A 13,785-nucleotide genomic window follows, 5' to 3' on the forward strand; every position below is an offset into this window, starting at 1 on the left:
TATTTAACCCTCCAAACTTTCACCCCTCTTTTTCTCATTTTTTTTCCAATTCGTAAATTTCGGAAGGAATACGGCGCTTCAATACTTCCAATTCAAAGTCCTTTCCTGCGACAATCCCTACGGAACGGAGACAGGTGTCGACCGTTTTTCGCGCCAGTTCCGGATGATTGTTCTCTTCGCTGATATGACACAACCATACATGCCGAAGCCTGTCCGTAATATGCTCCGCCAGCAGTTGCGCCGCAGCCTTATTGCTCAAATGTCCGTAATCGCCGCTAATCCGTCCTTTCAGATAAGCCGGATACGGCCCCATCATCAGCATGTCTTCGTCATGGTTGGCCTCCAGTACCAGATAATTCGCCCGGGCGATGTAGCCGCCGAACTGTTCTGTCACGTGTCCGGCGTCCGTAATGAGGCAGAAGTTGACTTCTCCGTATTGCAAGCTATAGCCCACATTGTCCGTACTGTCATGAGGCACATCGAAAGGCGTAATTTCAAAACGGTCCAGCTTCAAGGTCTGCCCCTTCTCCAAGAAATGTATGTTTTCTGCTTTCAATTTCGGATTTGCACAATAATTACGCTTGATTCCGTCGTGTACAAGTTCGGTGGCATAGACCGGAAGTCCATACTCATTCGCCAAGCTCCCGACAGCTTTGATGTGGTCTGCATGGTCATGCGTAATCAACACGGCCTTTATTTGTTTCAAGGAAAGCCCGTAAGTATGAAAATGTTTTTTCAGTGTTCGTATCCCAATTCCGGCATCAATCAATATCCCATAATTTTCTGAGAAGAGGAAGTAGCTGTTTCCGCTACTGCCGCTCCCCAGACAAATAAACTTCAGCATATCCGTATTTTTGTTTATGCAAATATACGAAAACATGAAAGAACGGGCAAATATTTCTTTCCTGCCCTTCTGCCTTACCAACTCAATTTAATGAATTTGCTCTCCCACGGGTTAAATTCCGCTTCGTCCCTCCCGCCGACAGGCCTTCCCGTCACGTCGCAAACCGTCACCTTCCGTATCTTCACCTCATCGGAAGTCACAGCAAACGCTGCCGGCCACCCGTCCGTTTCACGCAAATGCAGCATCACGGCACGTTCTCCCTCCACAGGAGCCATGTTGACCAGCAAAAGGTTATCCGGGCGAAGTGTGAGAAAGGTGCCGCAAGAGGGCGCATCCTTGTCCTCACAGTCGCCGGCCTGAAGTACCCGAGCCAGGAAAGGAATCCGGTTTTCCCATGCAAAGCGCGTGGCAAATCCGGCTGTCGTGTCCGCCGACGAAGTGATGAAATAACTCCACTGCAAACCTCCGGTCTGGCCTGCGTTAAAATTGGTCGTCCAATAGTTATTCATCGGCCAGGAATACATATTGGTGGTCTGGGGCACGGCTCCGGCCTGATAGCGTCCGGTATTGATGGCACCGAACTGCATCAGGGGTATTTCAGGGCTTCCCATTACAACCTGAACATCCGAACTGCGTGCCGCCGCAAAATTCTGCACGGTGTACCAATCATTCGACGAACCGGGAATCTGGTCTACCCCGGCTTCGATATTTCCGCCGGGCACGTCCAGAAAGATTCTGCCGTCCTCTATCTGGTACGGGAAAGACACATATACGGCTTCCGGTTCCGTCTCCGTTTTTTTACGCAAACTGTAAACCACTTCTATCTTTTTCTCAACCTTATATATATGGTACTCCACCGTCAGATTATCATGCCCCATCCCGGCTGCCGTCTCTCCCTTGAAACGGTAAGTATCCCATATAGCCCCTTCCTCGTAAGCCTCGAAACGCATTTTCTCCGGATGCCTGCGCGTAAAGCGCGGGTACGTATATCGCTCCAAAGCACCCCGGTCGTCTATCGTCTCATAAATGAATTCTCCCAACTCCCATTCCGCACTCTCCGTCAACAACTGCCGTTGCAGGTCTTTATCGTAAAGCCGGGAAATGGTGCCCCGTTGCAGATTGAAATCAAGACCATACCACTCATTCTCTACATGCGTACCGGACAAACTCCCTGCGGACGCTCCGGACGGCCGCGGCTCGTCCTTCACGTCTATGCGATACCGGGCGAAGCCCAAAGCCGGTACGTCCCGGACATAAATATACCAATACGTCCCGTCCGAACGGCTCTCGCCTGCCTGAGCAGGAACACTACGCCCCGACGCATCCGTAATTTCAAAAACTTTGTCGCGCGGCAAAAGCTGATGGTCGATATACACCTTGGCTATTCCGCTATAACTCCAGTTCAATGTATTGAACACCGCTACGGAAGGCACATCCGTCTTCGGGACGAAAGACTGCAACAATCCCATCACCGTTTCGCCCAGCAACCCGGCATGCCGGTAAGCCTCCCACGCATACGACTGTTTCAACGAGCGTTGCTCCCATGTCTCCCGGCCATACGGGTCGCGCACACTCTCGCAATACCCGAACGTATGCTCATCATAGAAAAGCAGGGCTTCGTTCATGTCACTCACCTTCCCCATCACCCCCTGAGGCAACTCGGCTCCGGCCAACTTCGCCAAGGCCAAGCCGCCTTGCCCGGCAATCGCATGGGAATGAGTGGCACGGGAAACAGCCGCTTCGCGTGCTCCGGAAGCAAAACCATCCGTCCACCAGTCCGGCCACGCTCCCCGAATGACAGGTATCTGCGCGGCATAATCCCGCTCCACGGTCTTGATAAAGTCCGTAGCGACTGCCGTACGCAATTTAGGCCATTCATACTTTTCATTCCAACGTTTCACCATCTCGCAACTCCGTGTGGAAGGAGGAGCGTTGTCGGTCAGATACCCGGAATGCTGAATGGCACAAATGTCGTACGGGTATCCCTTAGCTTCCAATTGTCCCAGATAATCCCACACGCATTGCTCGAACTTTGTGAAATCATCAGGGTTGTGCACGCCCCAGTAGTTTCCCAGATGGTAATGTTCCGCACGATAAGCCAGGATTTTCTTCCCCGATGGCGACTCCCACCAAAATACTGTGGGCTTGTCAAAGCATATCAAGGCCCGATGCCCGTGCGTCCCCATATTCAGGTACTTCACTCCCGCGTCGGCAAAATATTCACTGAAACACCAGGCTATTCCGTTTACGTCATCTTGCACGGCCAAGTCTGCCCGTAACCCCTCGTCCCGGAATAACTTTAACGGAGCCAAGGATGCCGCCAAGGTTTGTTCGTCCGGCAACTCGTCAAAATTCAGGTACATGGCCCCCAACTCTATCCGCCCTTCTTTCACCCTGCGTTTCAAACGTTCGACCTGGGAAGTCGGACGGTTTTTCAAATATTCTTTCACAGGCCAAGCCACCTCGCAAGTCCACCGGAACCGCGCGGCATCCGGGTAATGGTCCGTGGCATCGCAATAATCCAACGCGTAATCTATATAACGCAAATGTTCTGCCAGAATCTCCATTTGCGAACGAGTATAACCGATGTCCGTATGTGTATGCTGCACCAGATTCATCTGCCAATGCCGAGCTACCGGTACTTTTACTTCATCCGAAGCCCAAGACACCTGTCCGGCACGTAAAGACAACGGCAACGTACGGTCTGTGCCTGCGTCTGGAATATCGAATTCGAAATGATTTTCTCCTTCTTCCAGGCGGACACGCCGCACCTGCCTGCCTAACGCCAATTCCACCTCTGCGGCCTGCCCGTCATAACCTACCGTCACAGCCACCCGGCGGACCGGACCTGAAGAAGATTTATACACAGCCGGATGCAGCTTCGTCTGAAGCACCGGAGACGCAGCGGAGCAAACCGGATGAATAGCCGCTCCCCATAAGAACATCCCCAAAAACAAATTCTGTAATCTCATAGTGATTTATTGTGATTAAATAGTTAGGATTCTTCAAAAATGTTTTTCCTTTTCATTGGCCATTGCCGGGAAAAGACATATATTTGCGCTGTGAAAATACGAAATCAAACGATGAGGTCAAACGGTTCTTAACCGAAAGACGTAAAAACATTAAAAAATGACGAAAAGGAAAAGATGGCCTCTGGTTTTATGCCTGCTTACAGGATTAGGAGCAGCCGGATGTACGAGCGAAGAAGAGGAACAAGCAAATAGCAGAGCTAAGGAATTTGCGGAAGATTATTTCAATCTGCGTTTCGATGAAGCATACGGGAATTGTACTGAAGATTCCCGCAAATGGATAGCTTTCCGAGCGTCGAACATCACCGAACACGACCTCGAAGCCGTACGGTCTGCCCCGGAAGGAGCATACATAAGTTCAACGGAATGCCAACAAATCAATGACAGTACGGCACTCGTACGTTGCGTCGTTTGCCAAGCACTTGCCGCCGATTCGCTGGAACAGCAAAGAGGGCGCATCGTTCCGGAGGCCGCATATCTCATCCCTTTACGGAAGGAAGGGCGCCGGTGGCTTGTCAGAATGGAAGGCCCACTGCAAAATGCAAAGTAAAATCCCGCTTAAAGTCCGGATGAATAATCGGATAATGGTGACGGACATCATCATACGCCGGATGAATGGCTTTCATACCTCCGTCCAGACGTAAGATGAAATAATCGAAATTCAAACGGAATCCCAATCCGTAAGACACGGCTATCTCCCGCCAGAAACTCCGCATACGGAACTGTCCGCCGGGCTGCTCGGCATAATCGCGAATGGTCCAGATATTGCCGGCGTCTACAAAAAATGCTCCGTGCAATTTCCAAAACAAATAGGTACGGTATTCCGCATTGAGATCCAATTTAATATCACCGGTCTGATTGATAAAGTCGATACGTCCGTCTCCCCCCGTAAAACGTCCGGGTCCCAATTCTCTGACAGACCATCCCCGTACACTGTTGGCTCCTCCGCTGAAATACCGTTTTTCGTAAGGCAGGATGGTGGAGTTTCCGTAGGGATAGGCTACCCCTATGCCAAAATGCAAAGCCAACGAGTTACGGTCGTCAAAACGGAAACTCTTGCTGATGTCGAAATCCCCTTTCAGATACTGCGCATACGCTATATTGAACAATGTATATTGCCCTTGATCGTTCCGACTGGCTCCAAAGAGATTAGAGAAACCATACAGCACGTTTCCGGCCGACTCCACATTAAAACGGATGCCCAAGGCATTGCTACCGTAATCCGCAATGCTCGTTGCATTGCGTTGCGAATTATAGGTAAAGCTATAGCCCAGCCTCATGATGAAAAGATTTTCGTAATTGTAACGCAGGATAGCATTCCGGTCAGTTTCGTCTTCCAGATAATCCTTGCGGAACGTCTCGGAAATCCAAGGCATGAACACATAGTTCAAGTCTATCAGGTCGATGCGGTGGCGGAGCAAGCCGTTCGGGCTTTGCCAACGGTAACGAAGAGCCGAAGTCAAAACACGCCGGTGAAACTCCGGACGGTTTTGGGAATCATATAATAATGAAATCTCCGAAGTGGCACGCATCAACCCGCGGTCACGACCATTGAAGCGGAACAACTTGAAATTCGGGAATGTCAGACCGGCTTCCACACTGATTTCCATATAATTCTGGTCGCTGTAACCTTCCAGACCGGTAATGGCTTCAAACGCCCCACGCAGTTTCAGGGAAAACAATTCCGAGCCTCGAAACAGATTCCGGTTCTGGTAAGTCAGAAGCAAGGCCGCCCCCAAATCACCTGCCGAGTTGGTACCTTCCAATTCCGCTCCCAGCGAACGCGGTTTATTTTCGTGCACGGTCACGAATCCGTCCAGCATATTCGGCAAAGAATCATTCTCCACCATTTTAATATTGGAAAACATCACGGCCCCCAACTGGCCGAAGTTACTATAAGTCCGTTGCACATCACGTTCCCGGTACAGATGCCCCGGCTCAATCGCATTATTATTGGTAAATACCGAAGGCCGGAAAGCCAGTTTATGCTTGTAATAAATGGGAAAGCCGCGATAGACCATACTGTCCAAACGGGAAGTATCACGACTTGTATCGAAAGCCATCGCATCACCGGAAAAGGAAACAGAGTGAATCTTATAACGCCGGTGAAGTTCCGGCTCGCTTTCTGCCGATGCCCGGTATAAAGGTATCACCACATCCAGATCCACCTTCTGGTTTCCCACACATGTATCCGCTTCAAACCGGACATATTCCTTATTGAATTTATAATATCCGCTGTTTTGTAAACGACTGCTGATGCGGCTGCGCTCCCCGTCCAACACATTCAAATCGAAAGGCATTCCGGGTTGTAAAGATGACAATGTAGCATGTTCACGAACAATACGCTCCACCACAGAATCCTCTATGAGGTAACGGATGTTTCTCACCCGATAGCGTTCTCCCGGCACAATCTCGTACGTCAGCCTCACCTTCTTTCCTTTCACTACACGCTTCTGATTCACCCGGGCATGAAGGTACCCCAAATTGTTCACAGCCACCAACATGTTCTCACCTGAACGGTTAGCCTGCACCGTATCGAAAATTACCGGGGCCTCCCCTACCCGTTGCAAGAAACGGTTGATTCGCTTGGTCGTATCCCGTCCGGACAGGGCGTACGGCCCCATAGGAACTTTCAGCAAGCTGAACCACTTGGAATTAGGATGCTGACGGATATATCCTTTCAACGACGTGACATCGAGCGACTTATCCGTCGACTTCACAGAAACGCTTTCCAGCATATATTCGCCTTCGGGTATGAACTTCGTAGCTGAGCAAGCGCCCAGCAATGCCATGATGATTCCCCCGACTATACTGTATAAAAGTTTCCGCATAAGTGCCATTTGGGATACAAAGATAGTGCAAGGTAAGTGCAGAGACAAACGAAAAACAAAGTTTTTTCAAGTTTGGCCATACCGAACCGCAGCCTGTCTTATCTAAGAGATAGTGCAAGACGGACGTAAAGACAAATGAAAACGAAGTTTTCTGATTTGGCTTCACCGGACCGCAGCCTATCTTCAGGCCGCTTTTGGTTTTGATTTATTTTGCCGGTTCCGAAATAACTTCTTAGATTTGCAGTATAATTGGAACCGAAATGATCAGCAAAAACAAAATCAAGCTCATCCGCTCTCTCGAACAGAAAAAATTCCGCAAAGAGTGTCAACTCTTCGTTGCCGAAGGACATAAACTGGTAGACGACCTGCTACCGGCTTTCGACTGCGCCTTTCTCGCAGCTCGAAAGGAATGGCTGGATACGCGACGGGAAGCCGTGGAAACGCTCGCCCGTAAAGGGTGTGAAATCCAAGAAGTATCGGCCGAAGAGCTTCAAAAAGCCAGCCTGCAAAAGAATCCGCAGGATGTGTTGGTCGTATTCCGTCAACGCCCGGCCGGAGGGGCACCGGAACATCTCTTGAAAGAACAACTCTGCCTCGGACTCGACGGCGTGCAGGATCCGGGCAATCTGGGTACGATTATCCGTATAGCCGACTGGTTCGGCATCGAACATATATTCTGCTCTCCCGACACGGCCGACCTTTATAATCCCAAAACCGTACAGGCCACCATGGGAGCCATGGCACGTGTTTGCGTACACTACCTTTCACTGACAGATTTGCTACGGACAGCCAATGCCGACATACCGGTCTACGGAACATTTTTAGACGGAAATGACATGTATGGCACGGAACTAAGTCCCAACGGACTGATTGTCATGGGGAACGAAGGCAAAGGTATCAGCCGGGACGTTGCATCACTCATCAACCGGAAACTGTACATCCCCAACTATCCTCCCGAACGAAATACATCGGAAAGCCTGAACGTAGCCGTAGCCACAGCCATCGTATGCGCTGAATTCAGAAGACGGGATACCATCGGATGACAGGAGTAAGAATATCTGCATCGGCTGGCAATCCGTCGGCTCTCCAAAGTCGCAAAGCATCCGGACCTATATCCGGATTCGCTTTCCGTAACAAGGCGGCAATACAGTCGCTAGGTTGCGGAACGACATCGGGAGGCAATAACAAACCTATGCCTCCATTCCATATCACAGCAGGCATTTCTCCCGTCAAGATACAATAGGATTGATAAAAGCCTTTCTCATCGACCGTTATCACCGGCATGACCGCAAAACGCCCTGATGGCCAGTACACTTTATGGAAAGCAATATGTTTCAAGGCCGCTTGTCCCTTTATGGTTTCAATGGCCTCTTCGTCCGGTTCTCGTAGCCCCCGGTTTACGAATCACACGATAAGGCTTTTCCTTTACCACATGAATGGATCGTTCCACCGGACGACTTTCCCTCAATTCCGTCGGAGAAAGACGACGGGAAACCGTATCCGCCGGTACCACCCGCAACACCGAATCTTTCGATGCCACGTCCATACTGTCTGACTTCGCAGCAACCGCCGTTGTATCCACAACTACCGGCTGGGGATGGAAACGGACCAGCATAATGTCGCGAAGCCACAACAGGCGAGGTTCTTTGTCTTCGTCCGAAGGTTTATAATACACGAATCCGCCTATTTCTCGAATCGCATGAGCCGTGTCACCTTCCAAACGAAGCTGCATCAGGTTATTGGAATAAATTCTTTGCGTAACGCCCGCCGTGGAATCATTGTCGTACGTCACATAGAAGCCGGCGTATGCTTCATTTTGTCGTCCGTGGGATATATAGCGGGAATCGAAGCGCCAGAGCAAGGCGTCCCCCTTATGAAAGGTCGTATCGGCTGTCATGGTAAACAGCAAACGGTCTTCCATAAAACGCGGTTTCAGAATTCTGAACGCACGCTCCTGCCAAATATTGGCCGTATCCCCTTGGGCATCCAAATGGGCAAAGATATCATTCTCTCCCGTAGAAGCTCCCAATGCCGAAACATGCGTACTGTAACGCTCCTGCAACTTTTTATAAATGTCGTTCAGATAAGTGGCATGCGAGGCATACCAAACCATCGTAGAATCGAATTCGGCCTCGCTCACTCCATATTTCTCAAACACGGCCTGCACGTAACTGTAACGCTTAAAGTTCATGCTGTCTTGCCGGGTCTCTGCCATAGCCTGTGCGATATGGTAGTCATAAAGCAAATCTTCCAGTTCCGCAGGCTGAATCAGATCGGACGGTACGCCGGGCTTACATGCCGGAAACAAAAGAACGGCTACCACAGCACCAAAAACTTTACGCAACAACTTTGACATGAAACGTTTGAGAGTTATTGGGAAATACGTTTATGATAAAAAATCAACAAGGCTATGATGCCGCAACTGATGGCCGCATCCGCAAAATTGAATATCGGACTGAAAAAAATAAAATGCTCCCCTCCCACCCATGGCATCCATTCCGGCCAATAAGTGTCGATGATGGGGAAATAAAACATGTCTACCACACGACCGTGGAACAGGCTTTCATACCCCGTCCCGAACGGTACGAAATGGGCCGTGAACGGTACGGGAGGATTGTTGAATATCAATCCGTAGAACACGCAGTCTATGATGTTTCCTGCCGCCCCGGCCAAAACCAGAGACAAACAGACGACAAAACCCGTAGGCACGCCTTTGCGTATCGACCTGTAAAGGAGATACGCAATGACGACCACGGCTATGATACGAAAGGAAGTCAGAAAAAGCTTGTCGAAAAATTCCCACCCGAATGCCATGCCAGGATTCTCCGTAAAGAGAATGTAAAACCAATCGGTCACACGAATACTCTCGTGCAGATACATGTGGGTCTTGACTGCAATCTTAATCCATTGGTCTATGACAAGCACCAAGAAGATAATCAACAAAGCCAAACGCCCCTGAGTGAGCCATCCCCAACTGCTTTTTCCTTCTGCCTCCATTACTTTTTCATGTTTTTAGCCTCTATGCTCAATGTCGCATGAGGAACCAGACGTAAACGTTCCTTGGGAATCAATTTACCGGTCTCACGGCAAATCCCATAGGTTTTGTTTTCGATACGTATCAGGGCAGCCTCAAGCCCCTTGATGAATTTCTGCTGGCGAGCCGCCAACATAGACAGTTCCTCTTTGGTCTGCGTATTGGCACCTTCTTCCAACGCCTTATAAGTAGGCGACGTATCATCCACTCCGTTATTGTCCGTGTTCATCAATGTCCCCATCATGGTTTCATATTCTTCACGCGCCACTGCCAGCTTACTCAGGATCAGCTCCTTGAATTCGGCTAATTCCTCATCGCTATAACGTGTTTTCTCTGTCATAATACTTCTTATTTTAGGGTTAATAATGTTCACTCACTCTCTGTCTATCTTTACCTCAACGGTGTAATCGTCGAAATCTATGGTCACACCACCGTCTACCTTATCCGCTACGGTAAGCGAATTGGCCAAAACCTGACCACAGATATAGTCTCTGTATTCCACCACGGCCTTGTCCGTTTGTTCCGCATGGGAAAGCGTCACGGCAATACGGTCGGTAATCTCGAAATTCTTTTCCTTACGCAAGTTCTGTATACGCTTCACCAATTCACGGGCCGTACCCTCCACGCGAAGCGCATCCGTCACGGTAATATCGAGCGCCACCGTCAGGCTGCCTTCATTGGCCACCGTCCAACCGGGAATGTCCTCACTGAAAATCTCCACGTCGGCCACCTCGATGGTTACCGCCTCGCCGCTCTCCAAGGCCACGCCGAGCGTGCCTTCGCGTTCCAACTCAGTTATCTGTTCCTGTGTCAGGCTCTCCACCGCAGCGGCCACGTTCTTCATCAGTTTACCGAACTTCTTGCCCATCGTACGGAAGTTGCACTTCACTTTCTTCACCAACATGCCATCGCCTTCTACAAACTGCAATTCCTTGACGTTCACTTCGTCCAGAATCAACTGCTTCACGGCTTCTATGCTTTCACGGCGTTCTGCATCGCCCGACGGTATGGAAATGCACTGCAAGGGCTGACGCACGATAATCCGTTCTTTCTTGCGCAAGGACAAGACCATGGACGTAATCTGCTGCGCCAGTTCCATACGATACTCTAACGCTTTGTCCACCTTCGTTTCATCGCAAACCGGGAATGTGACCAAATGCACGCTCTCTGCTTCCGCACGACCGGTTGCAGCCGTCAGGTCATGATACAAACGGTCGGCATAATACGGAGCGATGGGTGCCATCAGTCTGGCCACCGTCTCCAGGCAAGTGTATAACGTCTGATAAGCCGAAAGCTTATCCGTACTCATCGCACTGCCCCAAAAACGCTTACGACTCAGGCGGACGAACCAGTTGCTCACGTTATCTATCACGAAATCCTGAATCAGGCGTCCGGCCTTCGTCGGTTCATAATCCTCGTAACAAGCATCCACGTTCTTCACCAATGTATTCAACTCGGACAAGATCCAACGGTCTATTTCCGGACGTTCGCTCATGGGCACATCGGTTTCGGCATAATGCCAACCGTCCACATTAGCATACATCGTCAGGAAAGAATAAGTCTGGAACAACTTGCCGAAGAACGTACGGCTGACTTCCTGTACGCCGGCCTCGTCGAATTTCAGGTTATCCCACGGCGAAGAATTGGTAATCATATACCAACGTACGGCATCCGAACCGTATTGCTCTATCGCACCGAACGGATCCACCGCATTACCCAAACGCTTGGACATCTTGTTCCCGTTCTTGTCGAGTACAAGTCCGTTGGATATTACAGCCTTATAAGCCACACTGTCGAATACCATCGTAGAGATGGCATGCAGCGTAAAGAACCAACCGCGGGTCTGGTCCACACCTTCTGCAATGAAATCGGCAGGATAAACCGTACGGTTATCCAACTCTGCCTTATGCTCGAACGGATAATGAATCTGGGCGTAAGGCATGGCACCGGAGTCGAACCACACGTCGATAAGGTCGGTCTCCCGCTTCATCGGCTTACCCGTGTGACTAATCAAAACGACCTCATCCACAAACGGACGGTGCAAATCTATTTTGTCATAATTGTCCTGACTGTAATCGCCCGGAACGAAACCACGGTCTTTCAGCGGATTGGAAGCCATCAGTCCGGCCGCTACCGCTTTCTCGATTTCGGCATACAATTCCTCCACCGAACCGATACAGATTTCCTCACCGTCTTCCGACCGCCAGATCGGCAACGGCGTACCCCAATAACGGCTACGGCTCAAGTTCCAGTCATTCAGGTTCTCCAACCATTTACCGAAACGTCCGGTCCCGGTGGATGCCGGCTTCCAGTTGATGGTACGGTTCAGTTCTATCATCCGTTCCTTGGCAGCCGTACTGCGGATGAACCAACTGTCGAGCGGATAATACAGAATCGGCTTGTCCGTCCGCCAACAATGCGGATAGTTGTGCACGTGCTTCTCTATCTTGAATGCCATTCCGCGCTGCTTCAGTTCCATGCAGAGCGCCACGTCGAGGGTTTCGTCCTTGTCGGTCTTCTTCGGGTCGTAGGCATTTTTCACGAACTGGCCTTCCCACTTCCTGTATTCGTCCACACGGACACAACGCTTCACGAAGTCCTCGTCCAACTCGTCCAACAAATAAAACTTACCGGTCAAATCCACCATCGGACGGAACTCACCCTTGCGGTTGACCAACTGCATGGGAGGAACGCCGGCGGCCTTGGCCACCTGCGCATCGTCCGCACCGAAAGTCGGAGCGATATGCACGATACCCGTACCGTCTTCCGTCGTCACGTAATCTCCGGGGATAACGCGGAAAGCCCCTTCCCCGGGATTTACCCAAGGGAACAACTGTTCGTAGGTCATACCGACCAAATCTGGCCCGAGGTATTCACCCACAATCTGATAAGGTATCACTTTGTCCCCCGACTTGTAACCGTCCAACGGCATATTCTCACCCTCCGGGTTCAGATAAGCCCCCAAACGCGCCTTGGCCAGCACCACTGTTACGGGTTCACCGCTGTACATATTATAAGTACGCACGCATACATACTCTATTTTCGGCCCTACGCACAATGCCGTGTTGGACGAAAGCGTCCAAGGCGTAGTGGTCCATGCCAAGAAATAAGGCGTACCCCACCCCGTCATTTCAGGGCGCGGATCGAGCATCCGGAACTGTGCCGTCACCGTCGTGTCTTTCACGTCACGGTAACAACCGGGCTGGTTCAGCTCATGCGAACTCAGCCCCGTACCGGCTGCGGGCGAATAAGGCTGTATCGTATATCCCTTATATAACAAGCCCTTCCGGTAGAGCTGTTGCAACAGCCACCAGAGCGTCTCGATATATTTATTGTCGTAAGTGATATACGGATGCTCCATGTCCACCCAATAGCCCATCTTATGGCTCAGGTCGGTCCATTCCTCCGTATATTTCATCACATTCGTGCGGCACTTACGGTTATATTCCTCGATGGAAATCGTCTTGCCTATATCCTCCTTCGTGATGCCCAATTCTTTTTCCACGCCCAATTCCACGGGAAGCCCGTGGGTATCCCAGCCGGCCTTGCGCTTCACTAAGAAACCTTTCATGGTCTTGAAACGACAGAACGTATCCTTGATAGAACGTGCCAGGACATGGTGGATACCCGGATGCCCGTTGGCTGAAGGAGGACCTTCGAAGAAGATAAACGAAGGACAGCCTTCACGTTCTGTCATACTCTTATGGAAGACATCTGCGTCATCCCACATCTTCAACACCTCTTTGTTCACATCGGAGAGGTTCAGTTGCGTACGTTCTGCGAATCGGTTTGCCATATATCGTATTTTACTTTCGCGTTACTTTAAAATTTTGGCAAAAATACGATTTCTTTTTCAGAATAGGAAGAATTTCAATAAAAAACTGTCTCGACATCGAACTCCTCATCCCGGAAAATCGTTCGCCGCAGAATGAAAAATCAATCTCAGGCGAACGATTTCTGGCTTTCCGCAGAAAAATAGCCATTTCTATTCTCTTGTATTACAATATACTATAAAATCCATAAATAAAGGCGGGGAATGCACAAACG

The 13,785-nt window shown here is 50.1% G+C and carries 10 protein-coding genes; 2 read left to right on the plus strand and 8 right to left on the minus strand.

The window, feature by feature from the left end; genetic code table 11:
• Positions 1–34: 34 nt before the first annotated feature.
• Both HMPREF9441_RS12760 and HMPREF9441_RS12765 read right to left on the minus strand, forming a co-directional pair.
• The gene (locus tag HMPREF9441_RS12760) at positions 35–844 is read right to left on the minus strand and encodes an MBL fold metallo-hydrolase (RefSeq protein WP_172634957.1); all 810 of its coding nucleotides are present in this window, start codon (positions 842–844) and stop codon (positions 35–37) included.
• A 74-nt stretch (positions 845–918) separates the two neighbouring features.
• Positions 919–3,816: a glycoside hydrolase family 38 N-terminal domain-containing protein gene (locus tag HMPREF9441_RS12765; RefSeq protein WP_008621854.1), complete on the minus strand. Its 2,898-nt coding sequence runs from the start codon at positions 3,814–3,816 to the stop codon at positions 919–921.
• Positions 3,817–3,973: 157 nt separating this feature from the next.
• Between HMPREF9441_RS12765 and HMPREF9441_RS12770 the strand changes: the two genes are divergently transcribed.
• Positions 3,974–4,423, plus strand: a complete 450-nt coding sequence (locus HMPREF9441_RS12770) for a hypothetical protein (protein WP_008621856.1) — start codon at positions 3,974–3,976, stop codon at positions 4,421–4,423.
• Here the strand turns inward: HMPREF9441_RS12770 and tamL are convergent.
• Entirely contained in the window at positions 4,389–6,713 is a 2,325-nt protein-coding gene (gene tamL / locus HMPREF9441_RS12775) for a translocation and assembly module lipoprotein TamL (RefSeq protein WP_008621858.1), read from the minus strand. The two genes, HMPREF9441_RS12770 and tamL, sit on opposite strands and share 35 nt — an antisense overlap.
• A 251-nt stretch (positions 6,714–6,964) precedes the next feature.
• On the opposite strand from tamL, the gene HMPREF9441_RS12780 reads away from it, so the two are divergent.
• Positions 6,965–7,747: an RNA methyltransferase gene (locus tag HMPREF9441_RS12780; RefSeq protein WP_008621860.1), complete on the plus strand. Its 783-nt coding sequence runs from the start codon at positions 6,965–6,967 to the stop codon at positions 7,745–7,747.
• Here HMPREF9441_RS12780 and HMPREF9441_RS12785 read toward each other — a convergent pair.
• From HMPREF9441_RS12785 to ileS, 5 genes are read right to left on the minus strand one after another with little or no spacing between them, the layout of a single operon-like run.
• Positions 7,722–8,042 carry a hypothetical protein gene (locus HMPREF9441_RS12785; RefSeq protein ID WP_008621861.1) on the minus strand — a complete coding sequence of 107 codons (321 nt, stop codon included), beginning with the start codon at positions 8,040–8,042 and terminating at the stop codon, positions 7,722–7,724. The genes HMPREF9441_RS12780 and HMPREF9441_RS12785 overlap by 26 nt on opposite strands.
• Positions 8,043–8,064: 22 nt before the next feature.
• Positions 8,065–9,060 (minus strand): DUF4296 domain-containing protein, encoded by a 996-nt coding sequence (locus HMPREF9441_RS12790; protein WP_008621862.1) that lies wholly within the window; start codon positions 9,058–9,060, stop codon positions 8,065–8,067.
• A 14-nt stretch (positions 9,061–9,074) separates the two neighbouring features.
• Positions 9,075–9,701, minus strand: a complete 627-nt coding sequence (locus tag HMPREF9441_RS12795; protein WP_008621863.1) for a lipoprotein signal peptidase — start codon at positions 9,699–9,701, stop codon at positions 9,075–9,077.
• On the minus strand, positions 9,701–10,078 hold the full coding sequence (locus tag HMPREF9441_RS12800; RefSeq protein WP_039865307.1) for a TraR/DksA family transcriptional regulator: 378 nt from the start codon (positions 10,076–10,078) through the stop codon (positions 9,701–9,703). The genes HMPREF9441_RS12795 and HMPREF9441_RS12800 overlap by 1 nt, the downstream gene beginning before the upstream one ends.
• 33 nt (positions 10,079–10,111) lie before the next feature.
• The gene (gene ileS / locus HMPREF9441_RS12805) at positions 10,112–13,534 is read right to left on the minus strand and encodes an isoleucine--tRNA ligase (RefSeq protein ID WP_008621866.1); all 3,423 of its coding nucleotides are present in this window, start codon (positions 13,532–13,534) and stop codon (positions 10,112–10,114) included.
• Between the last annotated feature and the right edge of the window lie 251 nt (positions 13,535–13,785).

Origin of the sequence: Paraprevotella clara YIT 11840, assembly GCF_000233955.1 — a bacterium.
Lineage (GTDB): Bacteria > Bacteroidota > Bacteroidia > Bacteroidales > Bacteroidaceae > Paraprevotella > Paraprevotella clara.

Coding starts and splice junctions, on each gene's coding strand:
- HMPREF9441_RS12800 (WP_039865307.1), bottom strand. CDS start 10,078: ATGACAGAGAAAACACGTTATAGCGATGAGGAATTAGCCGAATTCAAG.
- HMPREF9441_RS12790 (WP_008621862.1), bottom strand. CDS start 9,060: ATGTCAAAGTTGTTGCGTAAAGTTTTTGGTGCTGTGGTAGCCGTTCTT.
- HMPREF9441_RS12795 (WP_008621863.1), bottom strand. CDS start 9,701: ATGGAGGCAGAAGGAAAAAGCAGTTGGGGATGGCTCACTCAGGGGCGT.
- HMPREF9441_RS12765 (WP_008621854.1), bottom strand. CDS start 3,816: ATGAGATTACAGAATTTGTTTTTGGGGATGTTCTTATGGGGAGCGGCT.
- ileS (WP_008621866.1), bottom strand. CDS start 13,534: ATGGCAAACCGATTCGCAGAACGTACGCAACTGAACCTCTCCGATGTG.
- tamL (WP_008621858.1), bottom strand. CDS start 6,713: ATGGCACTTATGCGGAAACTTTTATACAGTATAGTCGGGGGAATCATC.
- HMPREF9441_RS12770 (WP_008621856.1), top strand. CDS start 3,974: ATGACGAAAAGGAAAAGATGGCCTCTGGTTTTATGCCTGCTTACAGGA.
- HMPREF9441_RS12760 (WP_172634957.1), bottom strand. CDS start 844: ATGCTGAAGTTTATTTGTCTGGGGAGCGGCAGTAGCGGAAACAGCTAC.
- HMPREF9441_RS12780 (WP_008621860.1), top strand. CDS start 6,965: ATGATCAGCAAAAACAAAATCAAGCTCATCCGCTCTCTCGAACAGAAA.